The organism is Azospirillum sp., from assembly GCF_050789165.1.
On record NZ_JBOZRT010000110.1, the window covers coordinates 80,170 to 94,777 of the forward strand.

Here is a 14,608-nt window from a genome sequence, read left to right on the forward strand (position 1 = left end):
ATCCGCAGAATTGGTAAGGAAAAGGTTTCCCGCCTGCGGCCGGGCGCCGCCGGAGGTCATCGCGGCATAGGTTCGACACCCAAAGCGTGCAGCTCGTCCAGCACCATGCCCACGAGGTCCGGCACCTTGGCGGCGACCTCGGGGGTGAGGTCGAGGGTGATCCGCATGCCGGCCGGGACGCAGCCGATGACGACGGTGCTCTCCGGCCCCTCGCCCTGCAGGCGCAGCGTGGCCAGCAGGTCGGACAGACCGACCTGGTGCGGCGACAGCTTGCCCTTGAAGAAGGCGGGGACCGCGTCGCCCTCCAGCCGAACCAGGGTGGTGGGCGGCGCCCCGGTCTTCACCGCGTCCACCACGACCATGCGCCGGTGGCTGGCGATGATGTCCAGCATGTCCATGCCGCAGGTGCCGCCGTCCACTAGGGAGACATGCTCGGGGAAGGTCCAGCTCTGTTCGAGCGCCTCCACCACGCGCACGCCGATGCCTTCGTCCTGCATCAGGATGTTGCCGAGGCCGAGGACGAGGATGGGGGAGAGGTTCATTCTTGGACCATGGAGAGAGCATGCGTGTGGCCCCACCCTGCCCCTCGCCCGCTGGGCGGGGGAGGGACAGGGTGGGGAAGTAGTCAGGCCACCTTGACCTGATACGTCGACTTGCTCTCCGTGTCCGTCAGGTGCACGGCGCAGGCCAAACATGGGTCGAAGGAGTGCATGGTGCGGATGATCTCCAGCGGCTGCTCCGCGTCGGCGACCGGGCTGTCCATCAGCGACGCCTCGTAGGCGCTGAGGTTGCCCTTCTCGTCGCGCGGGCCGGCGTTCCAGGTGGTCGGCACCACGGCTTGGTAGTTCTTGATCTTGCCGCCCTCGATGACCACCCAGTGCGAGAGGATGCCGCGCGGCGCCTCGTGCACGCCGTAGCCGCGGATCTCCTCCTTCGGGAACACCGGCTTGTTGAACGTGGTGGTGTCTCCCTTGCCGATGTTCTCCATCAGCAGGTTCCACTGGTTCGACAGCTCCTCGTGCAGCACCACGCAGCGTACCGCGCGGGCGGCGTGGCGGCCGATGGTGGAGTGCAGCGCGTCCGGACCCACCTTGGTGCCGGCGATGGCCGACACGGTGTTCAGCACTTCGCCCACCCAGAACTTGGTGCGGGCGTGGCCGGCGGCGTACATGGCCAGCACGTTGGCCAGCGGGCCGACCTGGGCGCGCTTGTCGTAGAAGGTCGGCGTCTTGATCCAGCTGTACTTGCCGTCGTCCTGCCAGTCCGTGTACTGCGGCTTGGTCTCGCCCTTGTAGGGGTGGAGCGGGCCGGCGCCGGTCTCGTACCACGAGTGCATGGTGCTCTCCTTGACGCCCTGCTCGAAGTAGGGGTCGGAGAAGCTGGTGATCGGCTTGAAGGTCGCGAAGTCGGCGTTCTCGATATAGCCGCCGGGCAGCGCGAACTTGGTCCCCTTTGTGTCGATGGGCATGTCGGGGGTGGTCAGGTAGTTGACCACGCCGCGGCCCACCGCCGTCCAGTCGGCGTACAGCGCGCCCACCGCACAGACGTCGGGGATGTAGACCTTGGTGATGAAGTCGCCGACCTCGCCGATCAGCGTCTTGATGTACATCAGCTTCTCCAGCGTCAGCGTGGACTGGCTGTCGAAGTTGATGGGGTTGGTGACGCCGCCGACCGCGACGTTCTGGATGTGCGGCGTTTTCGAGCCGAGGATCGCCACCACCTTGTTGATCCGGCGCTGGTAGTCGAGCGCCTGCAGGTAGTGGGTGGCGGCCATCAGGTTGGCCTCCGGCGGCAGCTTCATCGCCGGGTGGCCCCAGTAGCCGGAGCCGAAGATGCCCAACTGGCCGGAGTTGACGAACGCCTGCAGCCGCTTCTGCGCGGTGGCGAAGTCGGCGACGGAGTTATTCGGCCAGTCGGACAGCGACTGCGCCAGCTTGGCGGTGGCCGCCGGGTCGGCCTTGAGGGCCGAGACGATGTCCACGAAGTCGAGCGCCGACAGGTGGTAGAAGTGCACGATGTGGTCGTGCACCGCATGCGCACCCTGGATCAGGTTGCGGATGTACTGCGCGTTCAGCGGGATCTCCAGCTTCAGCGCGTTCTCGACGGTGCGCACCGAGGTGATGGCGTGCGAGGTGGTGCAGACGCCGCAGATGCGCTGGGTGAACACCCACGCGTCGCGCGGGTCCTTGCCCTGCAGGATCAGCTCGATGCCGCGCCACATCTGGCCGGACGCCCAGGCCTTCGTCACCTTGCCGCCATCGACTTCGCAATCGACCCGCAGATGGCCTTCGATGCGGGTGATCGGATCCACGGTAATTCGCTGAGCCACGGTACGTTTCCTCCTAGATCAGCCGTGCTTAGCGTCGACGGCGTGCATGACGGGCAAGGTCTTCACGAAGACCAGGTACAGCAGGACTTCCAGCGCGAAGATGCCGACGGTGACGAAGATCTCGGCCAGCGAGGGGAAGTAGCTCCACGGGCCGACCGCCGGGATGAAGCCGACGATGTAGACGTTCAGGCGGTAGATGATGCCGCCGAACAGCACCAGGGACGAGCCGAGGAACAGCGCCTTGCGCTCGCTGCGCGCCTTCTTCGGCAGCACGACCAGCATGCCGGCGAGGAACAGCGCCGTCTCCACCCAGAACATCAGCGTGCCGTGCGCGCCGAAGGGCGCGCCGAGCTGGCCGCGCACCGCGAAATCGACGATGCGCAGCCCGACGAACACCGCGGTGGTGACCAGCATCAACTCCGCCACCTTGCGCAGCACCGCCTTCTCGGTCGGGCGGTTGAAGCACAGGGACGCCATCACCGACTCCCACACCACCACGCCGAAGCCCATCAGCACGGCGGTCAGCCAGAAGAAGACCGGCAGCAGCTGCGTCTGCCACAGCGGCGACAGCTTGTGGCCGACGACCACCATCATGGTGCCCAGCGACGACTGGTGCATGGTGGGCAGCAGCACGCCCAGCGCCACGAAGAGGAACAGCAGGCGGTTTAGCTTGCGCCGGGCGTTCTCGAACCCGAACCTTTCCAGGAAGGCCGGCGCGAACTCCACCATCAGGACGATGGTGTAGGTCGCCACGCACAGGCCGACCTCCAGCATCACCGAGTTGGGCTGCGCGTACCACGGCAGCATCAGGTGGTAGAAGTTCCAGTACCGGCCGAGGTCGACGATCACCGCCAAGCCGGCCAGACCGTAGCCGAACAGGCTGGCCAGCACCGCCGGGCGGACCAGCGGGTGGTACTTGCCCTTGTTCATGATGTAGGCCAGGAAGGCCATGACGTAGCCGGCGCAGCCGAAGGCCGAGCCGATCACCACGTCCACCGCCACCCACATGCCCCAGGGGTAGCCGTCGGAGATGTTGGCGACCGCGCCCAGACCGCCGGCGAAGCGCTGCGCCATCAGGACGCCGCCAATGCCGACGAAGACCAGCGCGATCAGGAACGGCTCGGTGATGAGGCGCCCACCGATCGGCTTGTGCGGGTTGACCCACGTGGACCCGGAAGGGGTGCCAGGGGAATTGGGCGTCTGGTCGGAAAGGATGCTGGCCATGGCTCCGCCTCAATCCACGTCGTGGTCTTTGGTGTTGCGGTGGGCGAGGTAGACGAGCCCCGCCAGCAGCGTCGCCGGGCCGACCATGCCGGCGTACAGCGTGTGCTGGATGCCTTCCGACACCGTGGGATAGCCGGTGTCCGGCACGTTGGTCGGCAGGTTCAGCTTGTCGAACGGCACCGCCGAGACGGCGAGGCACTGCGTGCCGCCCAACTCCTTCTCGCCGTAGATGTGCGGCTGATAGGCGACGCGGACCGGCGCCTCGTGCCCGTCGCGCTTGCCGCCGACCGTGCCGGCGATGTCGCCGCGCGGGAAGTGCGCGCGCTCGCCCGGCTTCAGCGCGACGCGGCGCTTGGCCTCGGCCTTCAGGTCCTCGGTGCGGCCGAACAGCGTGGCGCCGGTCGGGCAGACGTCGGCGCAGGCCGGCAACTGGTTCTCCGCCAGCCGGTGCTTGCACAGCTGGCACTTGCGGATCTGGCCGAAGGCCTGGTCGTACTCGTACTTCGGCACGCCGAACGGGCAGGACAGCACGCAATACCGGCAGCCGATGCAGGCGTCCGGGTTGTAGCCGACGATGCCGGTCTTCGCGTCCTTGGTCATCGCCGACACCGGGCAGACCGACACGCAGGACGGGTCGGCGCAGTGCAGGCATTGCCGCTTGATGAAGGCGAAGCCGTCCGTCTCGCGGTCCTTCTCGGCCATCGTGCCGTTCGTGTAGACCTTGATGACGTTCAGGGTCTTGCCCGACAGCTCGACCGGGGTGTCCCACTCGCCGCCGTTCCAGGCGGTCTGGTCGGGAGCGACCTCGACCGGCATGCCGTTGGCGTCCTTGCACGCCTTCACGCAGGCCTTGCAGCCGATGCACAGCGTGCTGTCGTAGAGCAGGCCGACGGCGTCGGCCGGCATGGGCTTGGGCGGGCGCTGCAGCGCGTTGGCCTCGGGCGCGGCCGCCACTGCGGTGCAGGCCGCTGCGGCCGCCGCGGCGCTGCCGCGGGCCGCTTGGCTCAGGAAGTTGCGGCGGGAGAGGGTCATGGCCGCCTCCTCACGCTTTGGTCTTCGATGTTTCGTCGGCCTTGTCCTGCTTGCCCAGGCGGCTGGCGATGACCGCCCCCGCGCCGATGGCGGCGCCGGTGATGCCGGCCACCGCGGCAACCGCGCCGGGGCTGGCGCCGTTGCCCTTCTCCGAGCGGACGTCCGGGTAGGTGTTGGGCGGCGTCACCGACTTGAGGCTGGCCAACTCGTGGATCGATTTGGAGAAGCCGACGCCCTGCTCGGTGCAGCCGAAGCAGGGATGCCCGGTGCCGACCGGCCAAGTGCCCTGGCCGACGTCGTTGAACCCGATGGAGGGGCAGTTCGCGTAGGTTTCCGGGCCCTTGCAGCCCAGCTTGTACAGGCAGTAGCCCTGGCGGTGGCCGTAGTCGCCGAACTCCATGGCGAAGCGGCCGGCGTCGAAGTGCGGGCGACGCTCGCAGTTCTCGTGGATCAGGCGGCCATAGGCGAACTTCGGCCGGCCCTTGTCGTCCAGCTCCGGCAGCTTGCCGAAGGTCACGAAGTGCAGCACAGTCGACAGGAAGTTGTAGGGGTTCGGCGGGCAGCCGGGGATGGTGACCACCGGCTTGCCCTTCAGCACCTCCGGCAGACCCTTGCAGCCGGTCGGGTTGACGCCGGTGGACGGCCAGCCGCCCCACGAGCCGCACGAGCCGATGGAGACCACCGCGGCGGCGCCGGCCGCCACCTCCTGCACCATCTCCAGAACCGTCTGCCCGGCGACCTTGGCGTAGATGCCGTTGTCCTTGGTGGACACCGCGCCGTCGAGAACCATCAGGTATTTGCCGTGGTTCTCCTGCATGGCCTTCTTCTTCCAGTTCTCGGCCTGATGGCCGGAACCGACGCTCAGCGTCTCGCAGTATTCCAGCGAGATCTGTTCGAGGATCAGGGTGTCGAGACTGGGGTGGTTGGTGCGCAGCAGCGTCTCGGTGCAGCCGGTGCAGGCCGAGCCGGACAGCCAGATCACCGACGGCCGCTTGGCCGCCGCCGAGGCCGCCTCGGCGATCTTCACGCCCATCGCCGAGGGCAGGCCCAGGAACGCCGCCACGCCGGCGCAGTAGTTGATGAACTCCCGGCGCGTCAGGCCGCCCAGCGTTCCCTCGTAGCTGTCGAGGTCGCCGAGCTGCTCGGCATCGAGACCCACAAGACCATCCGGCATGACTTCCCCCCGAAACGCTGCGCCCCGCTTGGCGGGGGCGCCGAATAGGCATAGTTGGGATAAGGGTATTGCACCATGCGTGAAGCCTTGTCACCGGCGATTTGTGTCGGACGAAATGACGAACACGAAAGGATCGGTCCAACCAAAGTCGGAAAAAATGCGCTTGGCGATTGCTGTGTGCACGGAGAATGCGTCGGGCCGCGATCCGCGGCCGGACACAAGGCGGGACGAAATGCCGCAGTTGAAAAGCCCTTTTCCCCGTGCGGGAGAAGGGGTGGGGAGGGGCGCTTGGAAGAGCGTCGTAACCAATCCGGGCCGGGTGCCGCCTGCGGGGAATGGTTGCAGACGCCCTTGATTCGGCCGTGCCGCGGTCGGCATACTCGCGGAATACCGGTTCGCGCCCGCCGCGCTTGCCGCCGACAAGGACCGCGCCGACGTGCCGAGCCCCGCACCCGCCGCCGACTGGCCCTTCGAGACGCCGCAGGAGCGCATCCTTCGGCTGGAGCGGCGCGTCGCGGAGCTGGAGGCCGATCAGAACCGCCTAACCGCCACCATCGACCTGCTGCGCGACCGGGAAGAGCTGCTCAGCCTCGCCATGCGCGGGCCGAACGAAGGGCTGTGGGACTGGAATCCGATCACCAAGGACCTGTACCTGTCGGCCCGGCTGCTCTCGATTCTCGGCTTCGGCAGCAATGAGCTGCGTACCACCACGCACGAGTGGCTGAAGATCGTCCATCCCGACGACCGTGGCCCCTATGAGCGCGCGGTGGCGGAGCACCTGAAGGGAGCCACCAGCCATTTCGAGCACGCCTACCGCGTCGCCGACCATGCCGGCAGCTGGCGCTGGGTTCTGGCGCGCGGGCTGGCGCTGCGCGGTGCGGATGGGCGGGCCTACCGCATGGTCGGCTCCATCGGCGACGTCACCGAGCTGAAGCGGCGCGAGAGCGACCAGCGCGCCAGCGAGGCGCGTTTCCGCTCGCTGGTGCAGACCGCCGGCGGCATCATCCTGGTGCTCGACGCCGACGGTGTGGTGACCGAGGCCAACCGCGAGGCCGAGCGTGCCTTCGCCCTGCCGGCCGGTGGCGTCGTGGGGCGAACCTGGCGCGACCTGATCCCGGAGCAGCAGGGCGGCCCCTTCGCCTACCAGCTGGTCGCCGCCATGGCGGGCATGGAGATCCGCAACTTCGAACACGCCTGGAGCGACCGCGACGGCGGCGAGCGGGTGGTGCTGTGGAACATGAACCGCATGCCGGAAGCGGAGGGCGCCGCCCCGGCCATCGTCTGCGTCGGGCAGGACATCACCCGGCGCAAGCGCGCCGAGCTGGCGCTGCGCGAGGCTCACGACGAGCTGGAGGCGCGCGTCGCCGCCCGCACCGCCGAACTGAGCCAGGAGGTGCAGGAGCGCCGGCGCGCCGAGCTGGCGCTGCTCGCCGCCAAGGAGCAGGCGGAACTGGCCAACCGCGCCAAGTCCGATTTCCTGGCCAACATGAGCCACGAGTTGCGCACGCCGCTGAACGCGGTGATCGGCTTCGCCTCGATGATCCACCGCGAACTGGTCGGCCCGGTCGGCACGCCGCGCTACGCCGAGTACGGCGGGCTGATCGTCGCGTCGGGCGAGCACCTGCTGGCGGTGATCAACGACATCCTCGACATCGCCAAGGTCGAGGCCGGCAAGTTCGAGATGCACCCGCAGCCGGTGGACGCGCGGGACGCGGTCGCCAGCTCGGTGCAGCTCATCCGCGGCCGGGCCGGGGAGAGCGGCGTGCAGCTGAGCGTCAATGTCGCCGACGACACGCCGGTGGTGCTGGCCGATCCGGTGCGGCTCAAGCAGATCCTCATCAACCTGCTGTCCAACGCGGTGAAGTTCACCCCCGCCGGAGGCCGGGTGGACCTGCGCGTCCGGCGCGACGGCGCGTGGGGGCTGATCGAGGTGGTGGACACCGGCATCGGCATGAGCGGCGAGGGGATCGCGGTGGCGCTGCAGCCCTTCGGGCAGGTGGACAGCCAGCTGGCGCGGCGGCACGGCGGCACCGGACTGGGGCTGCCGCTGGCGCGCTCCTTCGTCGACCTGATGCGCGGCACGCTGTCGATCGACAGCGTGGAAGGGCGGGGCACCACCGTACGAGTCCGCTTGCCTGCGGCCGGGTGATATGGAATAAAGGCGCGCTGCGCCCGTTCGTCATAGGGACGACCGTCCGCCGCTTCTCCATGACTACCGCCATGATGCGATCCGCTTCGCTTCGCCTGCTCGCGTCGTTCGCCGTGCTGCTTGCCGGCGGCGCGTTCGCCTACGACCGCCTGCCGGCCGCCTTCGGCCCCGGTGACGCCACCAAGGCGTCGGCCCGCGCCACCACCGCCAACCCGGCCTGGGGCAAGTCCGGCACCGGCTACCGTTATGCCTTCGACGGCAAGTGCGACGATCCGCGCTATGTTGTCACCACCGGCGCCGCCGACCCTGGTACCGACGATTACGACTGCGCGCGCGTCGGTGGCGGGCTTAAGAAATAAGGGCTGTTGACAGGCGGCCGTCGGTTGGGTGTCCTGTCGCCCCTTTTCGCAGGCACCCGGAACCCAGCATGCGCCGTCTGCTCGCCGTCCTCGCCGTCTCCGCCGCTTTCCTGTCGCCGGCCGCCGCTTCCGCGCAGGCCATCGACTGCGCCAGGCCCGCCTCCAAGGTCGAGAAGGCGATCTGCGACGACGGCGCGCTCGCCGCGCTGGACCGTTTGGTTGCCCGCGGCCTGCGATTCGCGCTGGAGGCTGACCCCGCCGGGGCGGAGGCGCTGCGCGCCGACCACCGGCGCTGGATCGCCGCGCGCGACGCCGTCTACACGCAGACCAACGTCCTGCCGCTGATCCGCGCCCACGAGCTGCGGCTGCGCGAGCTGTTGGCCAAGGCCGGCCGGCGCGGTCTGGCCGCCGCCATCGCCGCCGCCTCGCCCATCGATCCGCTGCGCGAGGCGGGGGCCGTGGCGGAGGAGAACGCCGCCTTCGTCGCCTTCGTGCTGACCACGATGTTCCCGCAGCCGCCCGCGCCGAAGCGCCCGGACGAAGGCGACGTGCTGTCCACCTATGAGCTGTACTCCGGCTTCACGCTGATGGCGCCGCTGTCCGACGGCCGGCTGTTCGTCGCGGTGCCGGACGAGTGCGGCGCCTACCAGTGCGCGGCGATGCCCTTCGTGCTCGACCGCAAGGCCGGCACGGCGGCCCGCCTCGCGGTGGAGATGCCGGACAAGGGCGACGTGCCGCGCAAGGTGCCGACGGCGCTGACCACCGGCACCCTGACCGTGTCGAAAGACATGGTGGACGTCTTCGACCAGGGCCGCGGCGCCGGCGACTGCGGCACCCACCTGCTGTACCGCGTCCAGGCGGACACGATGACGCTGCTGAAGCGCATCGAGAAGCCCGAGTGTGACGGCAAGGAGTGGACGGAGCGGAACTCCAGGACGAAGGTCTATCGGTAGCCGTCGGCGCGCGCAGTCCCCACCTTAAACAGAGGCAGCGGGAGGCGGGGCATGGCGGTGAGCAGGGACGATCTCAGGAAGCGCATCGACCAGGCGCTGGGCAACGCCCGGGCGGATCTGGTCATCAAGGACACGCGCTTCCTCAACGTGGTGACCGGCGAAATCGCGCAGGGCGACGTCGCGCTGTGCGGCGACCGCATCGTGGGAACCTACGAGAGCTACGACGGCGTCGAGGAGATCGACGGGCGCGGGCTGACCGTGGTGCCGGGCTTCATCGACACGCACGTGCACTGCGAATCCACCTGCGTCACGCCGCTGGAGTTCGACCGCTGCGTCCTGCCGCGCGGCACCACCACGGCGGTCTGCGACCCGCACGAGATCTGCAACGTGCTGGGCGAGCGGGGCCTGCGCTACTTCCTCGACAGCGCGTCCACCATGGCGCTGGACCTGCGGGTGCAGCTGTCCTCCTGCGTGCCGGCGACCGAGCTGGAGACCTCCGGTGCCCGGCTGGAGGCCGAGGACCTCGTGCGCTACCGCGACGACCCGCGGGTGCTCGGGCTGGCCGAGTTCATGAATTTTCCCGGCGTCTTCGCCAAGCTGCCGGCGGTGCTCGACAAGCTGGTCGCCTTCGACGGGCGGCACATCGACGGCCACGCGCCCCTGATGCACGGGCGGGAGCTGAACGCCTATCTCTCCTGCGGCATCCGCAACTGCCACGAGACGACCAGCGCCGCCGAGGCGATGGAGAAGCTGCGCAAGGGCATGCAGGTGCTGATCCGCGACGGCTCGGTCTCGAAGGACGTGCACGCGCTGGCCGAGGTGATCGCGCCGGAGACCTCACCGTTCCTGGGCTTCTGCACCGACGACCGCAACCCCCTCGACATCGCCGAGGAGGGGCACATGGACCACCTGATCCGCGCGGCCATCAAGCTCGGCGCACCGGTGGCGCACGTCTATCGGGCGGCGACGTGGTCCGCGGCGCGCGGCTTCGGCCTGCACGACCGCGGGTTGGTGGCGCCCGGACAGAAGGCCGACCTCGTGCTGCTCGACGATCTGGAGAGCTGCGCGGTCAACCGCGTCATCAAGGACGGTCGCGTGGTCACGGCGGAGAGCTTCGCCCACCGCGCGGTGGTGGAGCCGGTCGGGCTGCGCTCGGTGAAGCTGGATCCGGTGACCGCCGACGACTTCGCGGTGCCCGCCGGCAACGCCACGCAGCCGGTGATCGGCGTGCTGCCCGGCAAGATCCTCACCGAGCGACTGGCGCTCGACGTGCCGCGGCGCGGCGGGCAATCCGTGGCCGATCCTGAGCGTGACATCCTCAAGATCTGCGTGCTGTCGCGCCACGGGGTGAACCGCAACGTCGGGCGCGGCTTCGTGCGCGGGTTCGAGATCCGGGAAGGCGCCATCGCCTCCTCGGTCGGGCACGACAGCCACAACATCTGCGTGGTCGGGGCCGACGACGGCGATATGGCGGTGGCGGTCAACCGGCTGATCGAGCTGCAGGGCGGCTTCGTCGCGGTGCGGGGCGGCCGGGTTCTGGCGGAGCTGGCGCTGCCGCTCGCCGGGCTGATGAGCCTGGAGCCGTTCGAGGAGGTGGAGCGCCAGCTGCGGACTTTGCGCCGCGCCGTGCGCGAGGGCATGGGCTGCCCGCTGGCCGAGCCGTTCCTGCAACTCGCCTTCCTGCCGCTGCCGGTTATCCCGCACCTGAAGATCACCGACCGCGGGCTGGTGGACGTCGATCGGTTCGAGCTGGTGGCGGCGTAGGATTCCCCACAGTTGGAGGGAGAGCGCGTGGCCTCCGGTCTCAGGCGGCGTATGCCCTCCTGCGCCATTTTCTTCGATATCTAAGGGTTCATGCTTCCTTCGGTAGCGGTGCTCGCTGCACGCTTGAGGGAGGATTTCGCATGACTCCTTTCCGGATGACCCTATGCCTTTCCACGATCCTCGTCGCCTCCGTCGGGGCTCTTGCCCAGGACGGTGGCCATGGCGCCATGACGCCGAAGTCCGACGCGGAGATGATCACCAACGCCCTGTCCGCCGCGCCGCGGGCCGTGGCCGAGACGGCGACGGTCATCGCCATGGGCGACAAGGGGGAGATGCGGACGCTGCGCGAGGGAACCGGCACCTTCACCTGCATGCCCGACAACCCGATGACGCCCGGCAACGACCCGATGTGCCTGGACAAGAACGGCATGGCGTGGGCGAAGGCGTGGATGGAGCACACGGATCCGCCGAAGGGGCAGATCGGCCTGGGCTACATGCTGGCCGGCGGCTCCGACGCCAGCAACGACGACCCGTACGCGACGGCGCCGGCCTCAGGTCATACCTGGGTGGATACCGGCCCGCACGTGATGATCCTGAACGGCGTCGACTCCATGCAGGGCCACCCGCGCAGCGCCGAGAACCCGCGGGTTCCCTACGTGATGTGGGGCGGCACGCCCTACGCCCACATCATGATGCCGGTCGGCGACATCACGCCGCAGACGGCGGAGGCGGTCAAATAGCCCGGCCGCCTACAGCACCTTGAAGCAGCGGGCCAACTCCTGGTCCAGGATCTGGCAGGCGTAGCCGTTGTTGAAGGCGAAGCGCGAGCCCTTGGGGTCGGTGCGGCGGGCCGAGACGATGGTGGCGGTACCGCGCTTGAAGTGCGCCCAGGCCGAGGAATCCAGGTGGATCTGGATGCCGTTGGAGAAGGTGACGCTGCGGTCGCGGCCGATGGCGACGGTCACGCCCGTGTTGAACTTCATGCCGCCGCCCGGCAGCGGCTCGGCGAACAGGCCGTTGGTGCAGTTCACGCCGTCGGGCTGGACGCTGACGCACTCGTAGGGCTTGGGGTCCGCCGCGGTCAGAACCATGGCGTAGATTGCGACTTCCAGCACGCTCAAGGGCATGGGGCACCTCCCGTTGCGCCACGCTCAAGGTCTAGGCCGGATTGGTTGCTAAAACAATAATGTACGCGATCGATCGTGGGTGATTGGTCGTCAGATCCGCGCGACCATGCTGCGCACGTCGGCGATGGCGCCGGGAAGCAACGCCGACTGCTGGCTTGCCGAGGCGGGGTCTCCGCGCAGCAGGGCGTCCTCGATAGCGGCGCACAACTCGGCAAGGCGTCGCGCGCCAGCGGTGCGGGCGGCGCCCCCGGCGGCGTGTGCGGCGAGGCGGGCTGCCTGGAGGTCGCCGGCAGCCAAGCGGGCGGTGAGGTCGTTGCGCAGTTGCTCCTCGTTGCGCAGGAACAGGGCATAGAGGTCGTTCACCAGCGCGGTCAGCCCGCCGAAGTTGCGGACCATCGGCTCAACATCGAGGATCTCCGGGTCGATCACGACGCTGGCGATCCGGTCGGAAGGGGTTGCTGCAGCCACGGCGATGCATCCTTGGAAGATGCGTCAATCCTCTCCGAGCAACCAAGGGGCGTCAACGCGCGGTGGGCGCGGCGAAAGGACGCTCGCCGTGCCGCGGGAACCGCGCGCGGCGGGCGCCGTTGTCCCGATCCGGACCACGCGTGGAGGGATCATGGCGGACGGCGACGCCGACACCCCCCTGGACAGCATCATCGTCGGCGGCGGGCCGGCAGGGCTGACAGCGGCAATCTACCTGGCGCGCTACCGCCGGCGTTTCCTGGTGATCGACGCCGGGGCACCACGCGCCGCGTGGATCCCGCTGTCGCACAACCACGCGGGCTTTCCCGATGGCGTCACCGGCATGGACCTGCTGGCTCGCATGCGGGCACAGGCCAAGCGCTATGGCGCGGGGGTGGAGCGCGGCTGCGTCGCATCGCTGCGGAAAAGCGGCGAAGTGTTCGTCGCCCGCACCGAGGGCGGCGACGAGGTGGTTGCGCGCACCGCGGTGATGGCGACCGGTGTCATCGACGTGGAGCCGGTGCTGCCCAACCTCTACCAGGCGGTTCAGCGCGGGCTGATCCGCCATTGCCCGATCTGCGACGGTTTCGAGGTGATCGGGCAACGGATCGGCGTCATCGGTCACGGCGCCGACGCGGTGGGGGAGGCGCTGTGGATGCGCACCTACACCGACGACGTAACGCTCCTGACGCTTGGTGAGTCACGCGGGCTGTCCGACGAGGATCGCCGCCGGCTGGCGGGGCACGGCATCCGCGCGATGGAAGAGCCGGTGGTCGAAGTGCACGCCGACGCCGGGCGCATCGCGGCGCTGACCACGACGGCGGGGGAGCGGCTGGCCTTCGACACGCTCTATTCGGCGCTGGGCGCGGTGCCGCGCACCGATCCGGCGAAGCCCGTGGGGGCGCGGACCGGCGGCAGCGGGCGGTTCGAGGTGGACGCGCACTGCCGCACCGACGTGGAGGGGCTGTTCGCCATCGGCGATGTCGTGGAGGGGCTGAACCAGATCTCCGTCGCCATGGGGCATGCCGCCATTGCTGCCACGACCATCCATCGGATGCTGCTAAAGGACGAGGGGCGTCTATAAGCGGATAATGAACTTTCCTCCCCGCTCCGCTGTTCAGCGCTTCAGAGATAATCCGAGGCGCGGGAGGAACCATGAGACGCGCGGGCACGTGGGCCCTGGCGGCCCTGGGAGGTATGGCGGCGAGCGTGGCGCGGGCGCAGGACGCCGCGCCGCCGGTGCGCGGCGAGCCGCATCCCTGGCAGCTCTGGCACCAGGCGCCGGCGACGCCCGTCATGGAAATGATGGACGGCTTCCATCACCTGCTGCTGTGGATCATGGTCGCCATCGTGGTGCTGGTGATCGCGCTTCTCGCCTTCGTCATCGTGCGCTTCAACGCCCGGCGCAACCCGACGCCGTCGCGCACCTCGCACAACACGCTGATCGAGGTGGTGTGGACCGTGGTGCCGGTGATCATCCTGGTGGTGATCGCGGTGCCGTCGTTCCGTCTGCTCTACTTCTCCGACCGCAGCCCCGATGCCGAGATGACCATCAAGGTCACCGGCCGGCAGTGGTACTGGGACTACGAATATCCCGACCAGGGCGGCTTCACCTTCTCCTCGATCATGATCCCGCCGGAGGACATCAAGCCGGGTCAACGCCGGCTCCTGGAGGTGGACAACCACGTCGTCGTCCCGGTCGATACCAACATCCGCGTGCTGGTCACCGGCGGTGACGTCATCCATTCCTGGGCGGTGCCGGCCATGGGCGTGAAGCACGACGCCATCCCCGGCCGCATCAACGAGACCTGGATGCGCGTCGAGCGGCCGGGGATCTACTACGGGCAATGCTCGCAGGTCTGCGGCGTGAACCACGGCTACATGCCGGTCGAGGTCGAGGCGGTGCCGAAGGACCGCTTCGCGCAATGGGCCGCCGCGAAGAAGCAGGCCATGCTCGACGGCCGGACGGCCGCGCACACCGAAGTCGCCGAACACGCTGAAGGGCGCCAAACCATAGAGTGAGGGAGGCTGC

The 14,608-nt window shown here is 68.8% G+C and carries 14 protein-coding genes; 7 read left to right on the forward strand and 7 right to left on the reverse strand.

Annotated elements, in window-relative coordinates; genetic code table 11:
* Nucleotides 1-56 precede the first annotated feature (56 nt).
* The 5 genes from ACRWK7_RS25030 to ACRWK7_RS25050 form a co-directional block, all read right to left on the reverse strand.
* Nucleotides 57-542 carry a HyaD/HybD family hydrogenase maturation endopeptidase gene (locus ACRWK7_RS25030; protein WP_431859044.1) on the reverse strand — a complete coding sequence of 162 codons (486 nt, stop codon included), beginning with the start codon at nucleotides 540-542 and terminating at the stop codon, nucleotides 57-59.
* 83 nt (nucleotides 543-625) lie between these two features.
* Complete coding sequence (locus tag ACRWK7_RS25035; RefSeq protein WP_431859045.1) at nucleotides 626-2,329, reverse strand: nickel-dependent hydrogenase large subunit; 1,704 nt, start codon at nucleotides 2,327-2,329, stop codon at nucleotides 626-628.
* An 18-nt stretch (nucleotides 2,330-2,347) separates the two neighbouring features.
* On the reverse strand, nucleotides 2,348-3,553 hold the full coding sequence (gene hybB, locus ACRWK7_RS25040) for a Ni/Fe-hydrogenase cytochrome b subunit (protein WP_431859046.1): 1,206 nt from the start codon (nucleotides 3,551-3,553) through the stop codon (nucleotides 2,348-2,350).
* Between the two features lie 9 nt (nucleotides 3,554-3,562).
* A complete protein-coding gene (gene hybA / locus ACRWK7_RS25045) occupies nucleotides 3,563-4,585 on the reverse strand; it encodes a hydrogenase 2 operon protein HybA (protein WP_431859047.1) in 1,023 nt (340 codons plus the stop codon).
* Nucleotides 4,586-4,595: 10 nt separating this feature from the next.
* Nucleotides 4,596-5,759, reverse strand: coding sequence for a hydrogenase small subunit (locus ACRWK7_RS25050; RefSeq protein WP_431859048.1), 1,164 nt, complete (start codon nucleotides 5,757-5,759; stop codon nucleotides 4,596-4,598).
* Nucleotides 5,760-6,195: 436 nt separating this feature from the next.
* Here ACRWK7_RS25050 and ACRWK7_RS25055 point away from each other — a divergent pair, with 436 nt between their 5' ends.
* The 5 genes from ACRWK7_RS25055 to ACRWK7_RS25075 all read left to right on the forward strand — a co-directional run bounded on the left by ACRWK7_RS25055 (nucleotide 6,196) and on the right by ACRWK7_RS25075 (nucleotide 11,724).
* Nucleotides 6,196-7,908 (forward strand): PAS domain S-box protein, encoded by a 1,713-nt coding sequence (locus tag ACRWK7_RS25055; protein WP_431859049.1) that lies wholly within the window; start codon nucleotides 6,196-6,198, stop codon nucleotides 7,906-7,908.
* A gap of 71 nt (nucleotides 7,909-7,979) precedes the next feature.
* A complete protein-coding gene (locus ACRWK7_RS25060; RefSeq protein ID WP_431859050.1) occupies nucleotides 7,980-8,267 on the forward strand; it encodes a hypothetical protein in 288 nt (95 codons plus the stop codon).
* Between the two features lie 68 nt (nucleotides 8,268-8,335).
* Nucleotides 8,336-9,220, forward strand: coding sequence for a DUF1176 domain-containing protein (locus ACRWK7_RS25065; RefSeq protein WP_431859051.1), 885 nt, complete (start codon nucleotides 8,336-8,338; stop codon nucleotides 9,218-9,220).
* A 51-nt stretch (nucleotides 9,221-9,271) separates the two neighbouring features.
* Entirely contained in the window at nucleotides 9,272-10,984 is a 1,713-nt protein-coding gene (gene ade / locus ACRWK7_RS25070) for an adenine deaminase (protein ID WP_431859052.1), read from the forward strand.
* A gap of 140 nt (nucleotides 10,985-11,124) precedes the next feature.
* Complete coding sequence (locus ACRWK7_RS25075) at nucleotides 11,125-11,724, forward strand: hypothetical protein (protein WP_431859053.1); 600 nt, start codon at nucleotides 11,125-11,127, stop codon at nucleotides 11,722-11,724.
* 9 nt (nucleotides 11,725-11,733) lie between these two features.
* Here the strand turns inward: ACRWK7_RS25075 and ACRWK7_RS25080 are convergent, their stop codons facing one another.
* Both ACRWK7_RS25080 and ACRWK7_RS25085 read right to left on the reverse strand, forming a co-directional pair.
* On the reverse strand, nucleotides 11,734-12,111 hold the full coding sequence (locus tag ACRWK7_RS25080) for a hypothetical protein (RefSeq protein ID WP_431859054.1): 378 nt from the start codon (nucleotides 12,109-12,111) through the stop codon (nucleotides 11,734-11,736).
* A 90-nt stretch (nucleotides 12,112-12,201) separates the two neighbouring features.
* Nucleotides 12,202-12,579: an Hpt domain-containing protein gene (locus ACRWK7_RS25085; protein WP_431859055.1), complete on the reverse strand. Its 378-nt coding sequence runs from the start codon at nucleotides 12,577-12,579 to the stop codon at nucleotides 12,202-12,204.
* A 151-nt stretch (nucleotides 12,580-12,730) separates the two neighbouring features.
* Between ACRWK7_RS25085 and ACRWK7_RS25090 the strand changes: the two genes are divergently transcribed.
* Both ACRWK7_RS25090 and coxB read left to right on the forward strand, forming a co-directional pair.
* Entirely contained in the window at nucleotides 12,731-13,660 is a 930-nt protein-coding gene (locus ACRWK7_RS25090) for an NAD(P)/FAD-dependent oxidoreductase (protein WP_431859056.1), read from the forward strand.
* A gap of 71 nt (nucleotides 13,661-13,731) precedes the next feature.
* Nucleotides 13,732-14,598, forward strand: a complete 867-nt coding sequence (gene coxB / locus ACRWK7_RS25095) for a cytochrome c oxidase subunit II (protein ID WP_431859057.1) — start codon at nucleotides 13,732-13,734, stop codon at nucleotides 14,596-14,598.
* The last annotated feature ends 10 nt before the right edge of the window (nucleotides 14,599-14,608 follow it).

Bases quoted from the DNA above. Each gene is read 5' to 3' on its own strand.
- ACRWK7_RS25030 (WP_431859044.1), bottom strand. From the start codon at position 542: ATGAACCTCTCCCCCATCCTCGTCCTCGGCCTCGGCAACATCCTGATG.
- hybB (WP_431859046.1), bottom strand. From the start codon at position 3,553: ATGGCCAGCATCCTTTCCGACCAGACGCCCAATTCCCCTGGCACCCCT.
- hybA (WP_431859047.1), bottom strand. From the start codon at position 4,585: ATGACCCTCTCCCGCCGCAACTTCCTGAGCCAAGCGGCCCGCGGCAGC.
- ACRWK7_RS25050 (WP_431859048.1), bottom strand. From the start codon at position 5,759: ATGCCGGATGGTCTTGTGGGTCTCGATGCCGAGCAGCTCGGCGACCTC.
- ACRWK7_RS25060 (WP_431859050.1), top strand. From the start codon at position 7,980: ATGATGCGATCCGCTTCGCTTCGCCTGCTCGCGTCGTTCGCCGTGCTG.
- ACRWK7_RS25065 (WP_431859051.1), top strand. From the start codon at position 8,336: ATGCGCCGTCTGCTCGCCGTCCTCGCCGTCTCCGCCGCTTTCCTGTCG.
- ade (WP_431859052.1), top strand. From the start codon at position 9,272: ATGGCGGTGAGCAGGGACGATCTCAGGAAGCGCATCGACCAGGCGCTG.
- ACRWK7_RS25075 (WP_431859053.1), top strand. From the start codon at position 11,125: ATGACTCCTTTCCGGATGACCCTATGCCTTTCCACGATCCTCGTCGCC.
- ACRWK7_RS25080 (WP_431859054.1), bottom strand. From the start codon at position 12,111: ATGCCCTTGAGCGTGCTGGAAGTCGCAATCTACGCCATGGTTCTGACC.
- ACRWK7_RS25090 (WP_431859056.1), top strand. From the start codon at position 12,731: ATGGCGGACGGCGACGCCGACACCCCCCTGGACAGCATCATCGTCGGC.
- coxB (WP_431859057.1), top strand. From the start codon at position 13,732: ATGAGACGCGCGGGCACGTGGGCCCTGGCGGCCCTGGGAGGTATGGCG.